Raw genomic sequence first — 24,852 nt, forward strand, 5'->3', positions numbered from 1 at the left:
CTTGTGACCCACAATGGGCCATTGTCTGTCCGCAGAGCCCCGTCTTTTTGAACATGCCGCCGTCCACCAGCGCGTACCCGTCCGGAACCGGTTTGTCCGCTGCGGCCATGTCCCTGCCGTTCGAGCAGATGTTCGAAGACGCCCCGTTCGCAGCCTCGCTGTCGCGGCGCGCGGATGGCCGTCTGGTGGCGGTCAATCAGGCGTGGGAAACCCTTTCGGGCATCGCCCGTGACCAGGCCATCGGACGCTCCACCATCGAACTGGGGCTGTGGCCCGACGCCACCCAGCGCCAGGCCTATCTTGACTCGCTCAAGGAGCAGGACAAACCCCGTTGCACGGTGATGATCGACGGCCGCGCGCGCCATCTGCGCCTGCACACCTCGATGCTCGGCGGGGACGAGCTGCTGCTGGTGTACCTGCTGGACATCAGCCATGAGGTGGCGCCTGAAAAGGAGCGCGACCGGACCCAGAAGGAGCTGCGGGCCGCCAACCTGGACCTGCAGCACCAGGTGGAGCTGCATGCCGCCATCGAGAAGCTGGCCATGGTCGGTCACTGGACCAATGCACACGACGACGACACGGTGAACTTCTCACCCGGTCTGTTCGAGATCACCGGTCTTGCACCGGCCACGACGCTGGAGCGCACCGTGGGACGTGGCGGCATCCATCCCGACGACATGCCGGCCTGGCTGGAGGCCCGAGCGGCGCGCGACGGGCGCGAGCTGGATTTCCGGTGGACCCGGCCGGATGGCGCGATGCGCTGGATGCGCACCCGCATCAGCCAGACCGCCGTCAAGGGCATCCCACAGACCGACTTTGGTGTGGTGCAGGACATCACGGCCCAGCGCGAGGCCATCGACGCCCATGTGAAGCAGCTGCAGTTGCTGCAGCACATCACGGCCAGGGTGCCGGGCGTGGTGTTCCAGTCGCGCATGCCCGTCAAGGGCTGGGGCAGCTTCGAGTTCGTCAGCGACATGGTGCGCGATCTGTTCGACCTGACGCCTGAGCAGCTGTACCAGGATGGACGAATCCTGTTCAGCCGGGTGCATGCAGACGACCAGCAGGCCCTGGCGCACTCCATCTGGTCGTCCACGAACAAGCTGGAACCCTGGCGCACGGTGTTCCGGGTCAACCATCCGGGCAAGGGCACGCGCTGGTGCAGTGCGGAAGGCCTGCCGCAGGCGCAGCCGGACGGCTCGGTGCTCTGGCACGGCTATGTCCACGATGTGACCGAGGCTCGCCAGGCCGCGCAGGCGCTCGACCGGCAGCACCGGATGCTGGACGCCGTGCGGCAGGCGCAGGCCGCCTACATCGAAGCCGACGACAAGCGACAGGCCTTCGAAGGGCTGCTCAAGGCCTTCCTGTCGGTGACGGACAGCGCTTACGGCTTCGTGGGGGAGGTGCTGTACAACCCGCAAGGGCAGCCGTACCTCAAGTCGCATGCGATCACCGACATCTCCTGGGACGAGGCGTCCAGGCGTGTGTTCGCCGAGCAGATGGATTCGGGCATGGAGTTCCGCAACCTGAAGACCCTGTTCGGGCACGCGCTGCTGACCGGCGAGACCGTGCTCACCAACCAACCGGAAACCGACGCGCGCAGGGGGGGGCTGCCGCACGGCCACCCGCCCATGCACTCGTTCCTGGGGATTCCGCTGGAGGTCGGTGGCCGGCTGATCGCCATGGTGGGGTTGGCCAACGCCACCGACGGCTACCGCGAGGACGATGTGGAGTTCCTGCAGCCTCTGCTGGGCACGGTGCGGCAGCTGGTGCTGGCCCGGCGCGGACACGACGAGCGCCAGCGCTCCCGCCAGCAGCTGCAGGCCACCAGCGCCTTGCTGGCCGACAAGACTTCGGCCCTGCAGGTCACGCTCGACACCATGAGCCAGGGCCTGTCCAAGATGGATGCCCAGGGGCGGGTGACCGTCTACAACCGGCGCCTGCTGGAGATGCTCGACCTGCCCGACGAGCTGATGTCCCGGCAGCCCACGCAGGACGAGGTCGTCGCTTTCCAGACGGCGCGCGGAGATTTTGGTGTGGACTACGGCCTGGTTGAGCCAGGGGCGCGCCGCTATGTCGAGGCCGATGCCGGACCTGTGCCCGACCGCTACATGCGCCGCACATCTGACGGCCGTGCGCTGGAAATACACAACCGGCCACTGCCCGACGGTGGCATGGTGCGCACCTACTCGGACGTCACGTCCTACATCGAGGCCGAAGAGGCGCTGAGGGATGAGCGCCAGCGCCTGGAATGGGTGCTGGAGGCCACCGGCCCCGGCATCTGGGAACTCGACATCACCACCGGCCTCACGCACTACAGCGACCGTTGGGCAGGTCTGCTGGGCTACCGCCTGGAAGAGCTGCAACCGCCCACGCGCGAGACCTGGCAGGCGCTGGTGCACCCCGACGACCTTGGCCGGGCTCTGTCGCTGCTGCAGGCCCACCTGCGGGGCGGAACACCGGTCTACGACTGCGACCTGCGCATGCGCCACAAAAGGGGCGCATGGCTCTGGTTCAACGACCGCGGCCGGGTGCACCGTCGCGACGAGGCGGGCCGGCCGCTCTACATGTCGGGCACGCTGCTGGACATCCACGAACGGGTCACGGCGCAGGAGGAGGTGCGCGCGCTCAACGCCAGCCTGGAGCGGCGCGTGGCCGAACGCACCGCCGAGCTGGAGCGCTCGATGCGCGACATGGAAGTCATCTCGTACTCGATCGCCCACGACCTGCGGGCGCCGCTGCGCTCGGTCAACGGGTTCGCATCGCTCGTCGGCGAAACCGACGGCGAGCGCCTGAGCCCGGAAGGGCGGCTGATGTTCGAGCGCATCGTCAGCGCCTCGCGCAACATGGGCCAGATGATCACGGACATGCTGGAGCTGCTGCGCGTGGTGCGGGTCGAGATCGAGCCGGTGTCGGTCGACATGAACGCGCTGGCCCGTTCGGTGGCCGAGGCGCTGGCACCGGGCGTGCCCCACGCCAGGGTCCAGTTGCATCCCCTGCCGCGGGTGATGGGTGATGCCAAGCTGCTGCGCCAGCTGCTGTCCAACCTGATGGACAACGCGCTGAAATACTCGCGCCACCTGGAGTCGCCGCTGATCGAACTGGGCTTCGATGCGGCGCGCCGGGCGTTCTATCTCCGGGACAACGGCATGGGCTTCGACATGGCACACGCCCAGAAACTGTTCGGATTGTTCCAGCGCCTGCACGCCGGTGCCAATGCACCGGGCGGCACCGGCGTGGGGCTGGCCATCGTGGCGCGCACGCTGGAGCGCCATGGCGGCCGCATCTGGGCCGAGGCCCGGCCTGGCCATGGGGCCACCTTCTGGTGGACCCTGCCGATGGACTGAGGCCCGGTCAGAACGGTGCGGAGGGCTCCGAGGGCGGGGTGTCTTCGCTCGCGGCTTCCGGGGCCTTGGCAACCGCCTGCCGCACCGAGGCCTTGTCGCCGGCGCTGGCGAACTTGCTGTACTTGCCGGTCAGGCCCACCAACTGCCCGTAGATGCGCGGGTTGGCGGCGAGGCACTCGCGCTGCTCCAGGAAATCGGCCTCGCCGGTGAAATTGCCGATCAGGCCACCGGCCTCGGTCACCAGCAGCGCCCCCGCGGCCACGTCCCAGGGCGAGAGGCCCATCTCGAAGAAGCCGTCAGAGAAACCGGCCGCCACATAGGCCAGGTCCAGCGCGGCAGAGCCGGGGCGTCGCACGCCGGCGCACTTGGGCATCACGTCGGCCAGCATCTGCAGGTAGGTCTGGAACGCGTCGCCCGGGCGGAACGGAAAGCCGGTGGAGATCAGGCAGTCGCGCAGCGTGGTGCGCTTGGCGACGCGGATGCGCCGGTCGTTGAGGTAGGCGCCGCGGCCCTTGGTCGCGCAGAACAGGTCGTTGCGGGTCGGGTCGTAGACCACGGCCTGTTCGATGCGGCCGTTCACCATGAGCGCGATGCTCACGCAGTAGACCGGGAAGCCGTGGATGAAGTTGGTGGTGCCGTCCAGCGGATCGATGATCCAGACGTGGTTCTTGTCGCGGCCCTTGCCTTCGCGTCGTCCGGATTCTTCGGCCCAGATGCCGTGGTCGGGGTAGGCCGTCAGCAGGGTCTCGATGATCGCGGCCTCCGCCACGTGGTCGATTTCGGTCACGAAATCGTTGGTCTGTTTGGTGGTCACGCGCACGGTTTCGACATCGAGGGCGGCGCGGTTGATGATGGCGCCGGCGGCGCGGGCGGCCTTGATGGCCACGTTCAGCATGGGGTGGAGGTTGGACGACATGAATTGTGTTCCTTGACGGCGCCGCAGAAAGCGGCCGTGGGCAGGGGGAAGAACGGGAGCGCGGTGTCCGGCGATGCGGGCGGCGACAATACCCGGCATTTTACCGGCTCACCCGACATGCGCACCCGCTTCATCCTGATCCAGACCAGCCATGCCGGCAATGTGGGCGGCGCCGCCCGCGCCATGAAGGTGATGGGCTTCGACGATCTGGTGCTGGTGGCGCCGCGCTGGCCGAATGTGCTGCGCAAGGACGAGACCATCCAGCGCGCCAGCGGCGCCAACGACGTGCTGGCCAAAGCGCGCATCGTCGAGACGCTGGACGAGGCGCTTGAGGGCGTGAGCCACCTCTGCGCCACGGCCATGACACCGCGCGACTTCGGCCCGCCCACCAGGGCGCCGCGCGAACACTTTGCGCAGTTCCTGGCCGGGACCGCCGCGCCGGACGCGGTGCAGCCCGAAGGCGTGGCCTTCCTGTTCGGGTCGGAGCGCTTCGGCATGCGCAACGAGGACGTCTACCGCTGCCACGCCTGCCTGTCGATCCCCACCAGCGAAGGCTTCGGCTCGCTCAACCTCGCCGCCGCGGTGCAGCTGATCGCCTACGACTGGCGCCAGGCGCTGGGCGGTTTTGCGCTGCCGGCGACCACGCCCCAGCGCCCGGCCGCCGATGCGGCGGCGGTGGCCGGCATGCTGGGCCACCTGGAGCAGGCGCTGTTGGCGGTCGACTTCCTGGACCCGGCCGCGCCCAAGAAGCTGATGCCGAGGCTGAACGCGCTGTTCAACCGGGCGCAACCGACGCCGGAGGAAATCCACATCCTGCGCGGTGTCGCCAAGGCCATGCTGCAGACGGCCGAGCGCGCGAAGCGCTAGACTGGCCGACCCTTTACATACTCCCGGCCCCATGTTTGCCCGACTCCGATCCGACATCCAGTGCATCCTTGAGCGCGACCCCGCCGCGCGCAGCACCTGGGAAGTGATCACCTGTTACCCGGGCCTGCACGCCGTCTGGCTGCACCGCCCGGCGCACTGGTGCTGGACGCACGGCCTCAAGTGGCCGGGGCGGTTCATCTCGCACGTCGCGCGCTTCCTCACCGGGATCGAGATCCACCCCGGCGCGAAGCTGGGCGAGCGCGTGTTCTTCGACCACGCGATGGGCGTGGTGGTGGGCGAGACCGCCGAGATTGGCGATGGCTGCACCATCTACCAGGGCGTGACCCTGGGCGGCACCTCGCTCTACAAGGGCACCAAGCGCCACCCGACGCTGGGCAAAAACGTGGTGGTCAGCGCGGGCGCCAAGGTGCTGGGCGGTTTCGAGGTGGGCGACGGCGCCAAGATCGGCAGCAACGCGGTGGTGATCAAGCCGGTGCCGGCGGGTGCCACCGCGGTCGGCATCCCGGCGCGCATCATCCCGAGCAAGACCGGGGAGAGCGCCGACGTGACCGAAGACGCCAAACCCAAGTTCCAGGCCTATGGCATCACGCAGGAAGACGACCCGCTGTCGCAGGCCATGCGCAGCCTGATCGACAGTGCCGCCGGGCAGGAGCACCAGATCGCGCTGCTGTGGCAGGCGATTGAGAAGCTGTCGCTGGCTCAGAAGGACTGTGTGCCGGCCGACGCCGCCAAGACCGAGTGTTTCGAGGCCGAGAAGCTCAACCAGCTGGTCGGCAAGTGATCAGCGGGGCGGCGGCGCGGGGTCCAGCGCCGCGTCCAGCCAGCCGCGCAGGCCGTTGAAGAAGGCCAGGCCCTGGGCCTGTGCCAGCTGCTGCACCGGAATCACTGCCTCCTGCAGCCGGCCCTGGGCCAGCAGCTCGCGCCGGTAGGTGCCGGGCAGCAGGCCGCAGGCCAGCGCCGGCGTCCACCACTGCCCGTCCAGCTGAATGGCCACATTGCCGCGGGTGAACTCGGTGAGCTCGCCGCGCTGGTTGAACAGCAGGTGGTCGAACACGGCGGGGTCGGTGGGCGCCAGCGCCTCGTAGTGCGCGCGCCGCGTGGTCTTGTGCAGGATGAACTCCTGCAGCGCTTCTTCGGTGTTCAGCGGCGAGGGTGCCAGCCCCACCCGCACGGGCGACGCGGTCTCGATCATGGCGTAGGCCTGCGCCTCGACCCGGCCCGAAGCATCCAGCAGCAGGCGCACGCGCCACAGACCCTGGGGATGCGCCTGGCGCACGGCTTCCAGCGCGCTGTCCATCGCCGACGGATCGAACATGTGGCCGAAGTGGGCCGCACTCTCGCGCAGGCGGTCGAGGTGGTGCGGCAGCAGCCAGTAGCGGCCTTGGTCCAGGCGCAGGGTTTCCAGCAGATCGAACGGCTCGCCGATGCGGTGCAGGTGGCGGCTCTTGGTCATGAGTTCTCTCCATTCGGTAGCCGGGTCGGCGCACACGGTCAGTCCGCTGCCGACGCCGTAGCGGGCGTGCCAGCCGTCGTCGCTGGCTCCGGAGCCCGGCCGGTGCAGGCAGACGGTGCGGATTGGCACGTTGAAGGTGGCGTGGCCGCCCGGCCGCACCACGCCGAGGGCGCCGCAGTAGAAGCCACGTGGCGCGTCTTCCAGCGCGGCGATGTGGTGCATGGCGCGGCGCTTGGGCGCGCCTGTGACGCTGCCGCAGGGAAAGAGCGCGGTCAGCACATCGCCGAGGGTGGTGTCGGGCCGGGCGGAGGCGGTGAGGGTGGAGGTCATTTGCCACACGGTGGGCCAGGCCTCCACCTCCAGCAGGCGGTCCACGCGCACGCTGCCGGTCTGGGCCAGGCGGCCCATGTCGTTGCGCAGCAGGTCCACGATCATCACGTTCTCGGCCCGCTCCTTGTCGCTGGCCTGCAGCGCCTCGCGCGCGGCCCGGTCGAGCACCGGGTCGCTCTCGCGCGCGGCCGTGCCCTTCATCGGGCGGCAGCACAGGCGCCCGCCCTGCGGGCCGGGTTGCCAGTCAAAGAACAGCTCGGGCGAGGCACTGAGCACCTGGCGCACACCATCGCCCAGCCACAACAGGTAGCCGCTGCCCTGGTGGTGCTGCAGCTCATCCATCCAGCCTGCGGGGTCTCCGCCCAGCGCGCCCTGCAGGGCCGTGGTGAGGTTGATCTGGTAACACTCGCCGGCCGCCATGGTCTGGCGAGCGGTGTCGGCCTGCTTCAGGTAGCGCGGGCGGTCCCAGTCCATGCGCCAGTCCACCGGGACCGGGGCTGGTGGTTCACCGGCGGGGACATCCAGAGGGGCGTCGTAGACGCCGAACCAGACCAGCGGCCAGCGGGGATCGGCGGGCCGCACGGACAGGGCCGGGTCGAACGCCGGGGCCGCTTCGTAGGCCAGCCCGCCGACGCACCAGCGACCCGCCGCCGCATGAGCCTGCACTTGCTCGATGGCTGGCCGCACCTGGTCCAGCGACCAGGCCTCGATCACCGCGAGCGGTTGTTCAAAACGCAGCCGCAGCCGGGCGCCGGGCAGGGCTCCCGGCGCGGTGTCCGGGAAATCGAGGGAGGCGGTCAGCGGGGATCGGCGACTCAATGGTGGTGGCCGTGCGCACCGTGGGCGTGGCCGTGGGCGATCTCTTCGGCGCTCGCAGCCTTGACGTCCAGCACCTTGAGCTGGAAGGTCAGCGTCTGGCCGGCCAGCGGGTGGTTTCCGTCCAGGTGCACGGTGTCGCCCTTGATCTTCACGACCGTGAACACCTGGTGCCGGCCCTGGTCGTCGTGGCCTTCGAGCTGGCCGCCCACCTTGACGCCCGGCGGGAAGTCCTTCTTCGGAATGGTGGTGACCAGCGACTCGTCGCGTTCGCCGAAGGCATCGGCCGGCGCGAGCTTCACGGTGGTCTGGTAACCGGCCGCCTGGCCTTCCAGCGCCGCCTCGATGCCCGGCAGGGTGTTGCCATAGCCGCCATGCAGGTAGCTGCGCGGTGTCTTGCCATCTTCGAGCAGCTTGCCGCTGGCATCGCTGGCGCGGAAGGTGAGGGTGACGACGGTGTCTTTGGTGATGTTCATGGGATGGAATGGCAGGGTTTCAGACAAGGCTGTTCAGATGGCGCGCAAGCGAGGCCGGGTTCACAAAGGTGAGGTCGTACATGGCCGTGAGGCTGACAGCCTGTTCTTCCGTGATGTCGGTGGCGCAGATGATGAAGCGGCTCCGTTCCACTCCCAGACGCTTGCGAAGGCGCTGGTACTTGTCGATCTCGCGCCGGAACTCACCTGTCTTGCACTCGATGCAGATGGGATTCTGACCGGAGGGCAGCACCACGACATCCAGTTCGTGCATGTCCTCGTTGGGGAAAAGGACCTCCACACCACGGGCGCAGGAAAAACCCAGCTTTCTCGCTTTGAGGTGGTCCACCAGCTCCAGCAGCGCGAACCACTCGAGCCAGGCGCCTTCAAAGAACTGCCTGACCTTGGACGCGGGCTGGAGTGAAAGCCGGATGACCTTTTCCTGCTTCTGATACTGGTATCGGGCAAACAGGGTGTGGCTGTAGAACTGGCGGCAGAGCGTCGTGAGTGCCAGCACGTCTTTCTGCGCGACGCCGGTCAGATCGATGTTCAGCCCGGTGTGGCTCTTGCGGTAGGACCAGGTGACGCGCTGGATCAGCTCGCCAAACAGCGCATGGTTTTTCCCCAGTTGCTGGGCGGCTTCATCGAAATACCCGCTGGTGTCCACATTGCTGTGATCGAAGCGGGCTTCAATCTGCTTGGCCTTGAGCCAGCGCTCGATGGGCGCGTGCTGGGCGGCCGTTGCAAAGTTTTCCGTGTCGGTGTCCCCGTCAGGTTCTTCCTGCTGAGCGGGCTGGCCCGCATTCGGGTCACCGTCGGCGGCCTGCCGCTCATCTGCCTGCAGGGCCCGAATCTCCCGCATGGCGGCGGCGTAGCGTTCGATCAGCTTCTGAACATAGAACACCGTGTCGAACACCGAACACGGCGCCTGGCAGACGGCGCAGGCCACCTGCGTCCCGGCGACACCCGATTCGCTCACGTGGCCGCATTTGTTGCAGCGATAAACCGGCATGCTTCCCCCCGAAGCGTTGTTGTCTGCGGGGCGTGACGGGCCCCGCGATGGATGTCAGCGCGCCGGGCGAACGGCGGTTTTCGGACGCCAACCCTTGATCACGTCATCGTTGGTTTCGAGGTAAGGCCCGCCGATCAGGTCGATGCAATAGGGCACGGCGGCAAAGATGCCGTTGACACGCACGCTGCCGTCGGCGTTTTTCGCGCCTTCCAGCGTCTCGGCGATGGCCTTGGGCTGGCCCGGCAGGTTGATGATCAGGCTGCTGTCGCGGATCACGGCGACCTGGCGCGAGAGGATCGCCGTGGGCACGAAGGCCAGGCTGATCTGGCGCATCTGTTCGCCGAAACCGGGCATTTCCTTGTGCGCCACGGCCAGGGTGGCCTCGGGCGTCACGTCGCGTTTGGCGGGGCCGGTGCCGCCGGTGGTCAGCACCAGGGCGCAGCCGGCGTCGACCAGTTCGATCAGGGTCTGGCTGATGGTCGCCTGCTCGTCGGGGATCAGGCGTTCTTCGAAGGTGATCGGGTTCTTCAGCGCCTTGCCCAGCCACTCGCGCAGGGCCGGCAGCCCCTTGTCTTCGTAGACGCCGGTGCTGGCGCGGTCGCTGATGGAGACGATGCCGATGCGCACCGGGTCGAAGGATTCACTCATGGTCGTCTTCTGCAGAGGTGGGTTCGTCGGTGTCGTCGCGGCTCAGCGCGGCGCGCACCAGCTGGAAGATCTCGCGGTAGGCCTTGCCGCGGCGTTGCGCCTCGCCGGGACGCTCGGCCACGCCCTGGGCGTCCTTGCGGGCCTGGCGGATCAGGGCGCGCAGCGGCTGCACGTCGGTCTCGGGCGCGGCCTGCATCCAGTCGGTGAGCGCGCCGTCGTCGGCGATCAGGCGGTCGCGCCACTGCTCGGCCTGGTGCAGGGCCAGGGTTTCGCGGGCCGAGGGCTTGCGCTGTTCTTCGAGCGCCGCTTCGATGGCGGCGACCGTGCCCTCGTCCAGCTTGCGCATGAGCTTGCCGATGAACTGCATCTGGCGGCGCTTGCCCTCGAAGTTGGTGATGCGCTTGGCCTCGACCAGCGCGTCGATCAGCTTGTCGTCGATGCCCTCGTGCTGCTCGCGCAGCCGGGTCATGAGGTCGCTGCGCAGCGTCAGCAGGCTCTCGCCCAGCGACTGCAGGTGGTCGCTGTGCTTCTTGAGGTCGGTCTTGCTCATGTCGACCGAACCCTTGAGTTCGCGTTTGAGTTCGAGGTCCAGTTCGCTGCCGATGGCGACGAAATGGCCGCGGACGAAGTAGCCTTTTGTGGGTTTGCGGGACATGGGGAAGGGGGAAAGAGGGCGGCAAGTATCATAGCCGCCGACATGAAAAACACCCCCACCGCTCCCGTTTCCACCCCGTCCGATCCCTCCGCACCGTTGGCCGGGTTCCAGTATTCGCGCAGCCGCTTCGAGGAGGTGGTGGACCTTGCGCTGGCCGAAGCGAAGCGTCTCGGGGCGGCGGACGCGGCCGCCGAGGTCTCGGAAGGCGCTGGCCTGAACGTCAGCGTGCGCAAGGGCGAGCTGGAGAATGTCGAACGCAACCGCGACAAGTCGCTGGGCGTGACGGTCTATCTGGGCCGCCGCCGCGGCAACGCCTCGACCTCCGACTTCTCGCCCGGGGCGGTGCGCCAGACGGTGCAGGCCGCCTACGACATTGCGCGCTTCACCGCCGAGGACCCGGTGGCCGGCCTGCCCGACCCCGAGGACATCGCCGACCGCTACCCCGACCTGGACCTGTTCCACCCCTGGGCCATCACGTCCGATGAGGCGGTGCGCCTCGCGCTGGCCTGCGAACAGGCGGCGTTCGCCACCAGCAAGAAGATCAGCAACAGCGAGGGCGCGAGCGTCTCGGCCCAGCAGTCGCACTTCTTCACCGCCCACATGCGCGGCGGCGAGCGCGGCAAGCCCGGCATCTTCAGCGGCGGCTACGCCAGCTCGCGCCACAGCCTGTCGGTGGCGCCGATCGCCGGCCGGGGCGCCCACATGCAGCGCGACTACTGGTACAGCTCGGTGCGTGCGCCGCAGGACCTGGCCACGCCCGAAGCCGTGGGCCGCTACGCCGCCGAGCGTGCGCTCTCGCGCCTGAACGCCCGCAAGATCCCGACCATCGAATGCCCGGTGCTGTTCGAGTCGCCGCTGGCCGCCGGACTGCTGGGCGCCTACGTGCAGGCCACCAGCGGCGGTGCGCTCTACCGCAAGACCACCTTCCTGGCCGACAGCCTGGGCAAGAAGGTGATGGCGCCGCACCTGGACATCGTCGAGGACCCGCACATCGTGGGCGGCAAGGGCAGTGCGCCGTTCGACGACGAAGGCGTGAAGACGGTGCGCCGCAAGGTGCTGTCGGCCGGCAAGGTGCAGGGCTACTTCCTCTCCACCTACTCGGCGCGCAAGCTGGGCATGCGCACCACCGGCAACGCGGGCGGATCGCACAACCTCACGCTGTCCAGCCGCCTGACGCAGTCGGGCGACGACCTGGACGCCATGCTGAAGAAGCTGGGTCGCGGCCTGTTCGTCACCGAGCTGATGGGCCAGGGTGTGAACTACGTGACCGGCGATTACTCGCGCGGCGCGTCGGGCTACTGGGTCGAGAACGGCGAGATTGCGTTCCCGGTGCAGGAAATCACCATCGCCGGCAACCTCAAGGACATGCTCAAGGGCATCGAGGCGGTGGGCGCCGATGCCTACAACTACGGTTCCAAGACGGTCGGCTCGATCCTGATCAACCGCATGAAGGTCGCCGGGAGCTAGGCCATGGCCCCCACGCTCTGCCGCTGCGCGGGTCGCTGCCCCCCGAGTGGGCTGATACAGCTTGGGGCGGCCCTGCGCTGCATCGCTTGAGGCCCGAGGCGCTCGCGGTCGTGGCCGCCGCCAGCTGGGCGGTGTCCAGTCTCTTCTCCGCGCCGCCGGCGCAGCGCCTGGGGGCGTTTGCCTTCAGCCGCTGGCGCATGCTGTTCGCCAGCGCGATCCTCTGGGCGCTGGCCTTGGCCGGTGGCGGCTGGCGCGATCTGGACGCCGCTGCGGTCGGCCTGCTGGGCCTCTCGGGTGTGGTCGGCATCTTCATCGGCGACACCGCGCTGTTCGCCTGCATGAACCGCCTCGGCCCGCGCCGCTCGGGCGTGCTGTTCGCCACCCACGCGATGTTCTCGGCGCTGCTGGCCTGGTTGTTCCTCGGCGAGCTGATCCAGGGCTGGACACTGGTGGGCAGTGCGCTGCTGGTGGGCGGCGTGATGATGGCCGTGCTCTGGGGCAAGCGAGAGGATGAGTCGCACGGCTGGGAACAGACGCGCGGCCGCTTGCTGATCGGCGTGGGGCTGGGCCTGGTCGCGGCCCTGTGCCAGTCGGTCGCGACGCTGATGCTCAAGCCGCTGATGACCACCGGCATCGACGCGGTCAGCGCCTCGGCGGTGCGCATGAGCCTGGCGCTGGCGGCGCACGGCCTGCTGCTGGCCTCGGGCTGGCCGGGCGCTCGGGCCAAACAGCCACTGCGTGCGCGCGATGCACTGCTGACCTTCCTGAGTGCCGCCGTGGCGATGGCGCTGGGCATGACCCTGATCCTCTATGCCATGCGCCACGGCCAGGCCGGCCTGGTCGCGATCTTCTCGTCGGTGACGCCGGTGCTGCTGCTGCCGCTGCTCTGGGCGGTCTACCGGCGGCGGCCGGCCGCGGGGGCCTGGCTCGGGGCGGCGCTGGCGGTGGCCGGCACGGCGCTGATCCTCGCCCGATCCTAGCGGTCCGATGTCACTTCTTGCGCTGCACCACCAGGTTGCGGCGCGCGTCTTCCGGGTAGGCGAAGGTCACGGCGCCGTTCTTCACCTTGCCCATGACCAGCATGTTGGGCGTGACCGCGTCCTTGTCGTCGGTGCTGAAGGGCTTCTCGTAGGTCGAGACCACGCCGTAGTACACGCGCGGGATGTTTTCCAGCGCGGACTTGACGGCCGGGCCGGTGAACTTGCCGTCGCGGATCGAGAACAGCGCGTAGGTCAGCAGGTAGGTGCTGTCGTAGGACTGCGCCGCCGCCATGGGCACGGCGATCTTGTGCTTGTACTTGCGCTGGTAGGCGGTGAGGAAGGCGGCCCGGCGCTCGTTGCTCGGCTCGGCGATGAAGGTCTGGGCCATCAGCGCACCGTCGGCCGCGGCCTTGGCGCCGTCGATGAAGAACGGAAAGGACAGCGGCCAGGCGCCGACCTGCGGCGCGTCCCACTTGAGGTCGCGCATGCCGTTGGCGATGGTCGCGTTCTCCGGTCCGACGGTGTAGCTGAACACCACATTGGCGCCGGCGTCGCGCGCGGCGGCCAGCTCCTTGTCCAGGTCCTTCACGCCCAGCGGGAAGCGCGCCACATGCACCGGCTTGAGCTGCTTGGCCGCCAGCGCCGCCTCCACGTCCTTCATGCCGGCTTCGCCGTAGCCGGTGGTGTCGGCAAAAATCGCGACCTTGGTCCAGCCGCGTTTGACCAGATCGCCGACCACAAAGGGCGCCTGGATCGCGTCGCGCGCGGAAGTGCGGAAGATGTAGCTCTGCGGCGCCGGGAACTTGGCTGTCAGCGGCGTGCCGGTGGCGCAGGGGATGATCAGCGGCAGCTGACCGTTCTGGAATACGTCCAGCGACTTGGCGGCCACGCCGGTGTTGCAGAAGCCGATGGTGGCGATCACGCCTTCCTTGGCCAGCTCCTGCGAGCCCTTCAGGCCCACGTCCGGGTTGCCCTGGTCGTCCTTGACCACCAGCTCCAGCGGGCGGCCCAGGTAGCCGCCGACGGCGTTGATCTCTTCGACCGCCAGCTGCACGCCGTGCAGCATGGGGTTGCCGAAATCGGACGAGGGACCGCTGAACGGGCCGATGACGCCAATGCGCACCGGCTGGGCGGTTGGCGCCTGGGCCAGCGCCAGGCCGGCGGCGCACAGGCCGAGGGCCAGGGTCAGACGGGAGAACAGAACTCGCATGGGGCACCTCCGGAAAAGTGCCGCGAGTGTAGGAACGCAGCTGTCGCCAGCCTGACCCGGTTTACCCTGAAAGGCCGCCGGGTGTTCAGCGTCCTGTCAGCTTGCCAGCGCGGCCTTGACGGCGGCGGACACCTGGCCCATGTCGGCCTTGCCGGCCAGCTTGGCCTTGACGGCACCCATGACCTTGCCCATGTCGCCCGGGCCCTTCGCGCCCAGCGCGCTCACGATGGCCTGGACCTCGACGGCGATTTCGTCGGCCGACAGACGGGCCGGCAGGTAGGCCTCCAGCACCACCAGCTCGGCCGCTTCCTTGGCCGCCAGGTCGGCGCGGCCGCCCTGTTCGAAGGCGGTGATCGAGTCCTTGCGCTGCTTGACCATCTTGTCGATGACGGCGATCACGGCCGCGTCGTCCAGCTCGATGCGCTCGTCCACTTCCTTCTGCTTCATGGCCGCGGTCAGCAGGCGGATGGTGCCCAGGCGCTCGCTGTCCTTGGCGCGCATCGCGGCCTTCATGTCGTCGGTGATCTTCTCTTTGAGGCTCATGGTGTGTTCCCGTGGATGTTCTGGAAAACCCGTGATTCTCTCAAACCTGTTCCAGCGCCAGCAGCTCGTCGACCGTCTGGCGGCGGCGGATCAGGCGGTGGCTGTCGCCGTCCACCAGAACCTCGGCCGCCAGCGGACGGCTGTTGTAGTTGCTGGACATGGAGGCGCCGTAGGCGCCGGCGTCGTGCAGCACCAGCAGGTCGCCGACCTTCGCTTGCGGCAGCGCGCGCGTCAGCACCACACCGCCATCGGCCTGGGTGAACACGTCGCCCGATTCGCACAGCGGACCGGCGACCACGGTCTCGACCGTCGGTCGCGGCGTGTCGTCGGCGGGGATCAGGCCCATGCCGTGGAAGGCGCCGTACATGGAGGGACGCATCAGATCGGAGAAGCCGGCATCCACCAGGGTGAATCGGTTCGACCCCATGGGCTTGGTGGCTCGCACCTCGGTCACCAGCACGCCGGCCTCGGCCACCAGGAAGCGGCCGGGCTCCAGTTCCAGGTGCACCGCGTGGCCCAGGTGGGCGGCGATGGAGCGGCGCGCATGGTCCCAGAGGCTGAAGTAGTGCGCGGTGTCGATGCGCGGCTCGCCTTCGCGGTAGGGGATGGACAGGCCGCCGCCCGCCGAGATGGCTTGCAGGTCCGTGCCGGCACGCTTCACGAGCTGCACCATGGCCTGGCAGACCTCCTGCAGGTGGGCGTAGTCCACGCCGGAGCCGATGTGCATGTGCAGACCCACCAGCGTCAGGCCGTGCTGCTTCACGGCCGCCAGCGCATCGTCCAGCTCGGCGTGCCAGATGCCGTGCTTGCTGTGCTCGCCACCGGTGTTGGTCTTGTTGCTGTGGCCGTGGCCGAAACCGGGGTTGATGCGCAGCCACACGGCATGGCCGGGCGAGACCGCGCCCAGCTGGTGCAGCATGTCGATGGAGCCGGCATTCACTGGGACGCGGTGCTCGACCACCGTGGCCAGGGTGGCGTGGTCGAACAGATCGGCAGTGAAGACGATGCCCGAGGCGCCCTGGGCATCCAGTTCGGCGGTGTAGCCGGCGGCCAGGGCGCGCAGGATCTCGCCACGCGAAACCGCGTCGACCGCCACGCCCTGCTCGCGCATCAGGCGCAGCAGATGGATGTTGGAGTTGGCCTTCTGCGCGAAGCGGATGGTGTCGAAGGCCCGCAGCTCGGCGATGCGGGCGCGGATGGTGGCGGCGTCGTAGACCCACAGCGGGGTGCCGTGCTGGCGGGCGAGAGACTGGAGGAGGGTGTCTGAGAAGGGGTTCATGGGCGCCGATGATCCCGGTTCTTTTCATATTCAGCAATGCCAGATAATTCACGGTCAATTCATTGTTGATATGAAACTGAGCCACCGCCAGATCGACTTCTTCCGCGCCGTCATGGGCACCGGCCACGTCACGCGCGCGGCCGAGCTGCTGCACACCTCGCAGCCCACGGTCAGCCGCGAACTGGCGCGGCTGGAGCAGGTGCTGGGCTTTGCCTTGTTCGAGCGCGTGAAGGGGCGGCTCAAGCCCACGGTGCGGGCGTTGGCGCTGATCGACGAGGTCGAGCAGTCCTATGTCGGGCTGGAGCGCATCGCCGCCACGGCCGTGGCGCTCAAGGGCTACGCCCACGGCCGGCTGCAGCTGGCCTGTCTGCCCGCGCTGTCGCACGCCCTGCTGCCCGACGCGGTGCGCCGCTTCGCCCTGAAACAGCCCGAGGCGGCGGTGGGCCTGACGCCCATCGAGTCACCGCAGCTGGAGGCGGCGCTGTCGGAGCAGCGCTTCGATCTGGGCCTGAGCGAGCGCCACGAGGCGCCGGCCGCCTGCACGCTGGACACGCTGCTGGTGGCCGACGAGGTGGCGGTGCTGCCGGCCGGACATCCGTTGGCGCAAAAGCCGGTGCTGGCTCCGGCCGATTTTGCGGACCAGCCCTTCATCAGCTTCGCGCCTGCCGACCCCTACCGGCAGCAGGTGGACGCGCTGTTCGCCGCGGCGGGCGTGGCGCGCGTGCTGAAGCTGGAAACCCCCAGCGCGGTGTCGGTCTGCGCCCTGGTGCGACAGGGGCTGGGGTTGGGCATCGTCAACCCGCTGACGGCGCTGGAGCTCGCTGGGAATGGGGTCGAGGGTGGTCTGGTGGTGCGGCCGCTGGCTGTGAGCATCCCGTTCCATGTGGCGCTGATCCGGCCGAGCTGGCGCACCGAGCACCCGCTGCGGCCGGACTTCGAGGCCGCTCTGGCCGAGGCGGCCGGCGCCCTGAAAACCCGCCTGGCGTCCGCCGCACAGACGTAAAAAAACCCGCGCGGCGTCCCGGGCGGGTTCTTGTCGAAGCGACTGACGTGTGGATCAGTACAGCTTCTTGGGCAGCTGCATGCTGCGCACGCGCTTGTAATGGCGCTTGACGGCGGCGGCCTTCTTGCGCTTGCGCTCGGCGGTCGGCTTTTCGTAGAACTCGCGGGCGCGCAGGTCGGTCAGCAGACCCAGTTTTTCGATGGTGCGCTTGAAGCGGCGCAGGGCGACGTCAAACGGCTCGTTGTCTTTAACGCGGATGGTGGTCATTAGCTAATGGTTCCAAATGTGCGGGCAGAGGATGGACGGGAAGATCGGGCCCGGCCTTCGTACCAGCGGTTTTCCCCGTCTGAAAACTAGTATTGGCCGACGGGGTTTTGCCAGCAAAGCCTCGGATTATAGCGTTTTGGGTGCTCTTCACAAGCTGGAAGCGCAGGCGTGTGCGCTGGCCCAGGCCCACTGGAAGTTGTAACCGCCCAGCCAGCCGGTCACGTCCACCACCTCTCCGATGAAGTACAGGCCCGGCTGCTTCGACTCCATGGTCTGCTGCGACAGGTCGCGGGTGTCCACGCCGCCCAGCGTCACCTCGGCCTTCTTGTAGCCCTCGGTGCCGGTGGGCACCAGCTCCCAGCGCGCCAGGCGCTCGGCCAGCCGGGCCAGCGCCTTGTCGCTGCATTCGGCCACCGGGCGCTGCCAGTCGGCGTCCTGCGCCACCCAGGCCTCGGCCAGGCGGGACGGCACCCACTGCGCGAGTTCGTTGACCAGCAGCTTGCGCGAGCGCTGCTTGGCCTCGGCCAGCGCCGCGGGCAGGTCCACCTCGGGTGCCAGATTGATGCGGATCGGCGCGCCTGGCTTCCAGTAACTGGAGATCTGCAGCACCGCCGGGCCGGACAGGCCGCGGTGGGTGAAGAGCAGGTCTTCGGCGAACACCGTGCGGTGCTTTTTGTCGCCGGTTTCGATGAGAACGGGCAATGCGAGGCCTGCCAGACCCGCGTAGGGCGCCCAGCCGGCACCGTCAAAGGTCAGCGGCACCAGGCCAGGTCTCGGTTCGACGGTGCGCAGGCCGAACTGCTGTGCCACCCGGAAGCCGAAGTCGGTGGCCCCTATGGCCGGGATCGACAGGCCGCCGGTGGCGATCACCACCTTGCGCGCCTGCACCGGCCCGCGGTCGGTATCGAGTTCGTAGCCGCCGCCGGCCGTGGTGCGCAGGTCCTTCACGCCGCAGGGCTGCCAGCGCGCCACGCCGCCGGTTGCGCATTCGGCCAGCAGCATGTCGATCAGGTCGCCGGCCGAGCGGTCGCAGAAGAGCTGTCCCTTGTGCTTTTCGTGGAAGGCGATGCCGTGCTTCTGCACCAGGGCGATGAAGTCGGTCGGGGTGTAGCGCGAGAGCGCCGAGCGGCAGAAGTTCGGGTTCTCGCCGACAAAGTGCTTGTGCGGCTGGCGCACGTCGATGTCGCGGTTGGTGAAGTTGGCCCGGCCGCCGCCCGAGATGCGCACCTTCTCGGCCACCTTCTCGCTGTGGTCCAGCAGCAGCACCTTCAGGCCACGCTGGCCCGCGAGGCCCGCGCAGAACAGGCCAGCCGCACCCGCGCCGACGATCACCACATCGAAAGACTGCACCGGGTCAGCCTTTCCAGACAAAGGGGAACTTCACCTGCTTCCAGAACCCGTCGGGCACGTAGTCGCCCAGGACGCCGTACTGGGCCGGCCATTCGCGGTCGCTCTTGACGGCCGTGCCGAACAGGTGGTCGAGGAAGGCGTAGTGCGCGGCGTAGTTGCGGTCCAGCGCCTCCTGGTCCTGGCTGTGGTGCCAGTGGTGGAAGTTGGGCGTCACGATCAGGTGGCGCAGCGGCCCCAGGCGCACGCTGACGTTGGCGTGGTTGAACACGGCCTGGAAGCCGACCACGATGATGTAGGCGTCGATCACGTCCTTGGAGAAACCCAGGGTGAAGATGGGCGCCAGCACCAGGGTGCGGGTGATCAGGATCTCGATCACGTGCTGGCGCGAGCCGGCCATCCAGTCCATGTGCTTGGCGCTGTGGTGCACCGCGTGCAGGCGCCAGAGCAGCGGCACCTCGTGGTAGGCGCGGTGCGTCCAGTACTGCACCAGGTCGGCCACCAGGATGATCAGTGGCAACGCGACCCAGAGCGGCAGCGCCGCGACCCAGCCGCGGATGCCGTCGCTGGCGGCCCAGCCGAACAGCTTGTGCACCAGCAGGTTGGTGGCCAGCAGCATGAAGCCGATCAGCATGTGGTTGACGATGAAGTGCTGGAAGTCGGTCTGCCACTCGGGGCGGAACACCGGCTGGTCCTTGCGCAGGCCGAACAGCTTCTCGATGAAGATGAAGATCAGCGCCGAGCCCAGCAGGTCGAGGATGAACCAGTCCAGGCCGATGTAGGGCGTGTGGTCGGGGAAGTTGGGGTCCACCTCCACCTGGTGGCCGCCCAGCAGGGCCGACACCAGCACCAGGGCAAATGCCGAGGCGGCCAGCCAGGGCGCGCGACGGAACACCAGGTTCACCAGGCTCAGAGCGCCCGCGACCACCAGCGACCAGAACAGCAGCTGGCGCATCAGCGCCACGTCGTAGCTCTTGCGCAGCTCGGGTGTGGTCAGGTACTCGGGGAAGTGGAAGGCCATCACGCCGAGGAAGCACAGGCAGGCCAGGGTCAAGGCGATGACGCCGGTGACCATGCCGCGGCCCGTGTGCAGGCTGCCGTGGCTGTCCACGAAACGCTTGAGTTTGTTGATCACGGGCATCCTCCGCCGGCGGCCTTCGCCGCACTTGTATTGGTGTGCGCGGAGTGTAGCGAGGCAGGCCCCCGCGGCCGGTGCTCAGGCGGCGCGCCGGGCCTGCGCGCCCGCCGGCTGCGCCACGGCCGCGATGCCGCGCACCACGTCGCCGACCACGATCACCGAGGGGCTGCCCAGGCCTTCGCGCGCCAGCGTGTCGGTGAGGGCGCCCAGCGTGCCCACCGCGTGGCGCTGCTGCGGCAGGCTGGCGTGCTGGACGATGGCCAGCGGCGTGTCGGCCGGCAGGCCGGTGAGCAGGTCGGACTGGATCTGCGCGGCGCTGGAAACGCCCATGTAGATCACCAGGGTCAGCTTCGCGTCGCGCGCGGTGGCGGCGAGCTGCTGCCAGTCGGTGCCGCGAGATTCGTGTGTGATGCCGGGTTTGGCGTGGCCGGTGATGAACACCACGCCGTGCGCGTGATCGCGGTGCGTCAGCGGAACGCCCAGCGAGGTCAGGCCGGCCAGGCCGGACGTGATGCCGTTGATGACCTGCACCGCGATGCCGGCTTCGCGCAGGTGTTCGACCTCTTCACCGCCGCGGCCGAAGATGAAGGGGTCGCCGCCCTTGAGGCGCACCACCACCTCGCCTTCGCGTGCGGCCATGATCATCAGCTTCTCGATGAAAGCCTGCGGTGTGCTCTTGCAACCACCGCGCTTGCCCACGTACACGATGCGCGCGCTCGGGGATGCATGGGCCAGCACGCCGTCGCCCACCAGGTCGTCCACCAGCAGCACTGTGGCCGCGGCAATCGCCTTGGCGGCCTTGATGGTGAGCAGATCCGGGTCACCCGGTCCGGCGCCCACGAGGGTGACGGTGCCGGGGTGGAACTGGCTTTCGGAGGTGATGATGGCGGCGGGCATGTTCATGGTGTGCTGACCGCGGCGACGCGGTTTGTCTCTGGTGTGGCAGGGCGAGAGACTTCTTGCAGGATGTGTGCCACCTGCAGGGCGATGGGGGCGGGCACGGGCAGGCGGCCGCTCAGCACGCCGCGGATGTAGGCGGCGGTGGCGTCGGCCGAGATGTCCTTGGGCAGATCGGGCAGGGCGGCCAGCGAACCCTCCTGTGCGGGCTGCAGCAGGTGGCGTTGGCCATCGCGGAAGGCGTCCATCTGCGGCGTGCGGCGCGCGTCGGCCACCGGCTCGCCTTCGGTGCCGCGCAGCAGCAGGGCGTGCGCGCCGACCAGGGCGAAGGTGTCGGCCATGGACACCGCGTATTCGGGGTGGGTGTAGCTGCCCACGATCAGCGCGCGGCCTTCGCAGGGATTCATCAGCTTGACCAGGCTGTGCGCCGGGTTGCGCAGGCCGACCGCGCGGCGCACGTCCAGCAGGCGCTTGAGGCCGGTGTGCAGCACCTCGGTGGGCACAAAGGCGCACTGGCCGGCAGACAGCGACTCGACGGCCGTCCAGGCCGGCTGGCCCAGCGCGGCGAACACCGCTTCGCTGCTCATACGTTTGTCCTCGGTTGCGGTGCCGTGCACCAGCACCGCCGCGCCTTCGCGCGCGAGCAGCAGCGCCAGCAGGGGCGTGAGCACCGGCAGTTTGCGTGCACCGTTGTAGCTCGGCAGCACCACCGTGGTGAGCCCGTTGTCAGGGGTGCGCTGCAGGCGGGCATGCGTGGCGTCGAGGAAGCCGGCCATCTCGTCGGGCGTTTCGCCCTTGATGCGCATCGCCAGGCAGAAGCCGCCGACCTCCAGGTCGGTCACGGCGCCGTCCAGCACCTGGCCGAACAGGTCGGTGGCTTGCTCACGGCTGAGCGAACGGGCGCCATCCTTGCCGCGCCCGATCTCCTTGATGTAGTGGCTGATGCTCATGGGCCGCCATTGTCCGCGAGGTCAGATGACTGCTGGTTATATGGCTACCAGGGACGCAGGGACGGCTTTCACCAGCCGCCGCAGCTCCGGGATGCACGAACCGCAGTTGGTGCCGCACCGCAGCTGGCCCTGCAGCTGTGCCAGGCGCTGGTCGTCGGCGCCGCCGCAGCGTGGCAGTTCAGAGCGGATCGTGTCCTCGCTGACGTTGAAGCAGGTGCAGACCTGGGGGCTTTTCGCGACCACGGCCACCGGGGCCGCGGCGCCGGGCATCAGCAGCAGGCGGCCGTAGCGGCCGGCGGGCAGCTCGTCCTGCAGCAGGGTCTTGATCCAGCCCTCGGCGCTGGTGTCGCCGGCCAGCAGGAAGGCCTCGAGCGTGATGTCGTCACCGGTGCGCTGCAGGCGGGCACTGCGGCGCTGCTGGCGGCGCTTGTCGGCGTAGCGCAGGGTGTCGGCGGTGGTCAGGCCCAGCAGCGCTTCGATGCGCTCGACCAGAGCCGGTTCCGGTGCCTCGTGGGCGGCGGCGCGGAACAGCACGCCGGTGCGTTCGCGGCCGAAGGGCACGCAGGACGCGAACTCGAACGACGGCATCAGCGCGCGCAGTTCGGTCAGCGCCGTCAGCGCCGAGGCTTCGGGCAACCAGGCCACGCCCAGCAGGGTCCAGGGCAGTTCGGCCTTGAGGACCTTGACCGCCGCGTGCTTGAGTTCGGGCTGTTTGGACGTGGGGCAACAGGCCGAGGTGGTGATGGCGTTGACACCCGCCAGCGGCTCGCCCTGGCTGCTGCGGCCGCTCAGGTATTCGGGACCCCAGTGCATGGCGATGAAGGCCTGCGTGGTGTGGACGGTGCGCGAGCCTTGCACCGGCAGCACGATGGAGCCGCGCTTGCTGGTCACGTGCACCAGCTCGCCGTCCTTGAGGCCTCGGCGCTCCATGTCCTGCGGGTTCATCTGCACCGCGGGTTCGGCCACATGGCCGAACAGGCGGCCGATGGTGCCGGTGCGCGTCATGCCGTGCCAGTGGTCGCGCAAGCGGCCGGTGGTCAGCGAGAACGGGAAACGCGATTCGCGCTGCTCGGCCACGGGCTGGTAGGGCAGGGCGGCGAAGCGGGCCTTGCCGTCGGCGGTGGGGAACACGCCGTCTTCGTACAGCCTTGCCTGGCCGCTGGCCTCGCCCTCGCGCAGCGGCCAGCTCTGCGGGCCGCGCTGCTCCAGCATGGCGTAGCTCAGGCCGGTGATGTCGAGATCGCGGCCGCGGGTGGATTCGCGGTGTTCGTTCCAGATCGCTTCGGGCGTCTCGTAGGGGAAGAGGGTGGGCTGGCCGGGGCGCAGCTGTGCTTCCAGGCGGCGCGCCACATCGACGGCGATGCGCCAGTCGTGCCGCGCCTCACCGGCGGCGGGCACGGCGGCGCGCACGCGGCTGATGCGGCGTTCGCTGTTGGTGACCGTGCCTTCCTTCTCGCCCCAGGTGGTGGCGGGCAGCAGCAGGTCGGCGAAGTCGCAGGTGGCGGCCGTCGCAAAGGCTTCCTGCACCACCACGAATTCGGCGCGCTGCAGGGCGCGGCGCACGGTCGCCTGGTCGGGCATGGACTGCGCGGGGTTGGTGCAGGCGATCCACAGCGCTTTGATCTCACCGTCGGCCGCGGCCTGGAACATCTCCACCGCGGTCTTGCCGGGCTTGCTCGGCACGTCGGCCACCCCCCACAGCGCCGCCACTTCGGCGCGGTGCGCGGGGTTGGCCAAGTCGCGGTGGGCGCTGAGCAGGTTGGCCAGGCCACCGACCTCGCGCCCGCCCATGGCGTTGGGTTGGCCAGTCAGGCTGAAGGGGCCAGCGCCGGGCTTGCCGATCTGGCCGGTGGCCAGGTGCAGGTTGATCAGGGTGGCGTTCTTGGCGGTGCCGCTGCTGCTCTGGTTCAGGCCCTGGCAGTAGAGGCTGAGCGTCGGTCGGCGATGTGCGAACCCCTGGCCGTCAAGGCCAGCGAACCACCTTGCCGCGGTGAACAGGTCTTCCTTCTTCAAGCCGCAGGTCTGTGCGACCACGTCGGGTGTTGCTTCGCGCACCAGCGCCTTCAGTTCGTCGAAGCCGTTTGTGTGGGCAGCGATGTAGGCGGCGTCCGTCCAGCCTTCCCACAGCATGATGTGCAGCAGGCCGTGGAACAGCATCACGTCGGTGCCCGGCAGCAGGGGCAGGTACAGGTCGGCCAGTTCGGCGGTGTCGGTGCGGCGCGGGTCGGCCACGATCACCTTCATGCCCGGGTTCTGCTGCTTCGCGGCCTCGATGCGGCGGAACAGGATGGGGTGGGCGTAGGCCGCGTTGCTGCCCACGATGAACAGGCAGGCGGCGTGGTTCACGTCGTCGTAGCAGGCGGGCGGCGCGTCGGCGCCCAGCGTGAGCTTGTAGCCCGCCACGGCGCTGCTCATGCACAGGCGCGAGTTGGTGTCGATGTTGTTGGTGCCGATCAGGCCCTTGGCCAGCTTGTTGAAGACGTAGTAGTCCTCGGTCAGCAGCTGGCCGCTGATGTAGAAGCCCACCGCGTCCGGGCCGTGGTCCCGCACGATGCGGCCGAACTCGCTGGCCACGCGGTCCAGCGCGGCGTCCCAGCCCAGGGCCACCGGCGCCTGACCGCGCTGCAGCCGCTGCATGGGTTGCAGCAGACGTGTCTGTCGCGTGACGGCGGGCGCGGCCGTCAGGTGCAGCGTGCTGCCCTTGGTGCAGAGCTTGCCGAAGTTGGCGGGGTGATCCGGGTCGCCGCGCACACCGGTGATCTGGCCGTCCTCGCTCTGGATGAGCACCCCGCAGCCGACGCCGCAGTAGGGGCAGGTGGAGCGGGTTTCGGTCATGGTGCTCAGGCGGAAGTTGAACGGCGGGCAGGGCCAGCGATCGGGCGGGCAAGGTCGGTCGCGTGCGACGCGAGCTGCGTGGCGTCCAGGAACACCTGGCCGTTCTCCACCTTCACGCTGAACCTGGGCGTGCAGCCCTCGTCGGGCGCCGACGCCTGGCCGTCGCACAGGCCGATGGTCCAGTTGTGCAGCGGGCAGGCCACGTGGGTGCCGAAGACGATGCCCTGGCTCAGCGGGCCACCCTTGTGCGGGCAGCGGTCGAGCAGGGCGAACACCTCGTCCTGGTCGTTGCGGAAGATTGCGACGTCCAGGCCCTGCTCGCGCGCCACGCGGCGCGAGCCGAGCACGGGGATGTCGTCAACCTGGCAGATGGGGGTCCATTGGCTCATGTTCATGGCTCT

General features: G+C 68.8%; 22 protein-coding genes. 6 read left to right on the forward strand and 16 right to left on the reverse strand.

What is annotated here, in order from left to right:
- Positions 1 to 107: 107 nt before the first annotated feature.
- On the forward strand, positions 108 to 3,344 hold the full coding sequence (locus tag DD542_RS09900; protein WP_164868379.1) for a PAS domain-containing protein: 3,237 nt from the start codon (positions 108 to 110) through the stop codon (positions 3,342 to 3,344).
- 7 nt (positions 3,345 to 3,351) lie between these two features.
- Here the strand turns inward: DD542_RS09900 and DD542_RS09905 are convergent, their stop codons facing one another.
- Positions 3,352 to 4,260, reverse strand: a complete 909-nt coding sequence (locus tag DD542_RS09905; protein WP_127805449.1) for an inositol monophosphatase family protein — start codon at positions 4,258 to 4,260, stop codon at positions 3,352 to 3,354.
- A gap of 117 nt (positions 4,261 to 4,377) precedes the next feature.
- Between DD542_RS09905 and DD542_RS09910 the strand changes: the two genes are divergently transcribed.
- Together DD542_RS09910 and cysE are read left to right on the forward strand one after the other, a co-directional pair.
- Complete coding sequence (locus DD542_RS09910; protein ID WP_127805451.1) at positions 4,378 to 5,127, forward strand: RNA methyltransferase; 750 nt, start codon at positions 4,378 to 4,380, stop codon at positions 5,125 to 5,127.
- A gap of 31 nt (positions 5,128 to 5,158) precedes the next feature.
- Complete coding sequence (gene cysE / locus DD542_RS09915) at positions 5,159 to 5,929, forward strand: serine O-acetyltransferase (RefSeq protein ID WP_127805453.1); 771 nt, start codon at positions 5,159 to 5,161, stop codon at positions 5,927 to 5,929.
- Here cysE and DD542_RS09920 read toward each other — a convergent pair whose 3' ends face one another.
- From DD542_RS09920 to yjgA, 5 genes are all read right to left on the reverse strand, one after another.
- Positions 5,930 to 7,750 (reverse strand): chorismate-binding protein, encoded by a 1,821-nt coding sequence (locus tag DD542_RS09920; protein WP_241559740.1) that lies wholly within the window; start codon positions 7,748 to 7,750, stop codon positions 5,930 to 5,932. It lies immediately after the preceding gene.
- Positions 7,747 to 8,223: a peptidylprolyl isomerase gene (locus DD542_RS09925; RefSeq protein WP_066157942.1), complete on the reverse strand. Its 477-nt coding sequence runs from the start codon at positions 8,221 to 8,223 to the stop codon at positions 7,747 to 7,749. Before DD542_RS09925 ends, DD542_RS09920 begins: the two co-directional genes overlap by 4 nt.
- A 19-nt stretch (positions 8,224 to 8,242) precedes the next feature.
- Positions 8,243 to 9,136 carry a hypothetical protein gene (locus DD542_RS09930; protein WP_241559741.1) on the reverse strand — a complete coding sequence of 298 codons (894 nt, stop codon included), beginning with the start codon at positions 9,134 to 9,136 and terminating at the stop codon, positions 8,243 to 8,245.
- A 150-nt stretch (positions 9,137 to 9,286) separates the two neighbouring features.
- Positions 9,287 to 9,880: a molybdopterin adenylyltransferase gene (gene mog / locus DD542_RS09935; RefSeq protein WP_079365413.1), complete on the reverse strand. Its 594-nt coding sequence runs from the start codon at positions 9,878 to 9,880 to the stop codon at positions 9,287 to 9,289.
- Positions 9,873 to 10,535, reverse strand: coding sequence for a ribosome biogenesis factor YjgA (gene yjgA, locus DD542_RS09940; protein WP_127805457.1), 663 nt, complete (start codon positions 10,533 to 10,535; stop codon positions 9,873 to 9,875). The genes mog and yjgA overlap by 8 nt, the downstream gene beginning before the upstream one ends.
- 42 nt (positions 10,536 to 10,577) lie before the next feature.
- Here yjgA and pmbA point away from each other — a divergent pair, with 42 nt between their 5' ends.
- Together pmbA and DD542_RS09950 are read left to right on the forward strand one after the other, a co-directional pair.
- Positions 10,578 to 12,002, forward strand: a complete 1,425-nt coding sequence (pmbA, locus tag DD542_RS09945; protein ID WP_127805459.1) for a metalloprotease PmbA — start codon at positions 10,578 to 10,580, stop codon at positions 12,000 to 12,002.
- An 86-nt stretch (positions 12,003 to 12,088) separates the two neighbouring features.
- Positions 12,089 to 12,982, forward strand: a complete 894-nt coding sequence (locus tag DD542_RS09950; protein ID WP_127805461.1) for a DMT family transporter — start codon at positions 12,089 to 12,091, stop codon at positions 12,980 to 12,982.
- A 10-nt stretch (positions 12,983 to 12,992) separates the two neighbouring features.
- Here the strand turns inward: DD542_RS09950 and DD542_RS09955 are convergent, their stop codons facing one another.
- The 3 genes from DD542_RS09955 to lysA form a co-directional block, all read right to left on the reverse strand.
- Positions 12,993 to 14,192: an ABC transporter substrate-binding protein gene (locus DD542_RS09955; RefSeq protein WP_127805463.1), complete on the reverse strand. Its 1,200-nt coding sequence runs from the start codon at positions 14,190 to 14,192 to the stop codon at positions 12,993 to 12,995.
- A gap of 96 nt (positions 14,193 to 14,288) precedes the next feature.
- Positions 14,289 to 14,735: a GatB/YqeY domain-containing protein gene (locus DD542_RS09960; RefSeq protein ID WP_127805465.1), complete on the reverse strand. Its 447-nt coding sequence runs from the start codon at positions 14,733 to 14,735 to the stop codon at positions 14,289 to 14,291.
- A 40-nt stretch (positions 14,736 to 14,775) separates the two neighbouring features.
- Positions 14,776 to 16,014 carry a diaminopimelate decarboxylase gene (gene lysA / locus DD542_RS09965; protein ID WP_127805467.1) on the reverse strand — a complete coding sequence of 413 codons (1,239 nt, stop codon included), beginning with the start codon at positions 16,012 to 16,014 and terminating at the stop codon, positions 14,776 to 14,778.
- Between the two features lie 70 nt (positions 16,015 to 16,084).
- On the opposite strand from lysA, the gene DD542_RS09970 reads away from it, so the two are divergent.
- The gene (locus DD542_RS09970) at positions 16,085 to 17,017 is read left to right on the forward strand and encodes a LysR family transcriptional regulator (RefSeq protein WP_127805469.1); all 933 of its coding nucleotides are present in this window, start codon (positions 16,085 to 16,087) and stop codon (positions 17,015 to 17,017) included.
- A gap of 54 nt (positions 17,018 to 17,071) precedes the next feature.
- On the opposite strand, the gene rpsU is transcribed toward DD542_RS09970, so the two are convergent.
- From rpsU to nirD, 7 genes are all read right to left on the reverse strand, one after another.
- Positions 17,072 to 17,284, reverse strand: a complete 213-nt coding sequence (gene rpsU, locus DD542_RS09975; RefSeq protein ID WP_056273869.1) for a 30S ribosomal protein S21 — start codon at positions 17,282 to 17,284, stop codon at positions 17,072 to 17,074.
- A 147-nt stretch (positions 17,285 to 17,431) separates the two neighbouring features.
- Positions 17,432 to 18,634, reverse strand: coding sequence for an NAD(P)/FAD-dependent oxidoreductase (locus DD542_RS09980; RefSeq protein ID WP_127805471.1), 1,203 nt, complete (start codon positions 18,632 to 18,634; stop codon positions 17,432 to 17,434).
- Between the two features lie 4 nt (positions 18,635 to 18,638).
- Positions 18,639 to 19,772 (reverse strand): sterol desaturase family protein, encoded by a 1,134-nt coding sequence (locus DD542_RS09985; RefSeq protein WP_127805473.1) that lies wholly within the window; start codon positions 19,770 to 19,772, stop codon positions 18,639 to 18,641.
- A gap of 75 nt (positions 19,773 to 19,847) precedes the next feature.
- Positions 19,848 to 20,666, reverse strand: coding sequence for a uroporphyrinogen-III C-methyltransferase (gene cobA, locus DD542_RS09990; protein WP_127807354.1), 819 nt, complete (start codon positions 20,664 to 20,666; stop codon positions 19,848 to 19,850).
- Between the two features lie 2 nt (positions 20,667 to 20,668).
- Positions 20,669 to 21,616, reverse strand: coding sequence for a DNA-binding protein YbiB (gene ybiB, locus DD542_RS09995; RefSeq protein WP_127805475.1), 948 nt, complete (start codon positions 21,614 to 21,616; stop codon positions 20,669 to 20,671).
- A 36-nt stretch (positions 21,617 to 21,652) separates the two neighbouring features.
- A complete protein-coding gene (locus tag DD542_RS10000; protein ID WP_127805477.1) occupies positions 21,653 to 24,451 on the reverse strand; it encodes a nitrate reductase in 2,799 nt (932 codons plus the stop codon).
- Positions 24,452 to 24,456: 5 nt separating this feature from the next.
- On the reverse strand, positions 24,457 to 24,840 hold the full coding sequence (gene nirD, locus DD542_RS10005) for a nitrite reductase small subunit NirD (RefSeq protein WP_127807355.1): 384 nt from the start codon (positions 24,838 to 24,840) through the stop codon (positions 24,457 to 24,459).
- Positions 24,841 to 24,852: the final 12 nt, after the last annotated feature.

Origin of the sequence: Hydrogenophaga sp. NH-16 (genome assembly GCF_004006415.1) — a bacterium.
In the GTDB taxonomy this organism is placed as follows: Bacteria; Pseudomonadota; Gammaproteobacteria; order Burkholderiales; family Burkholderiaceae_C; genus Hydrogenophaga; species Hydrogenophaga pseudoflava.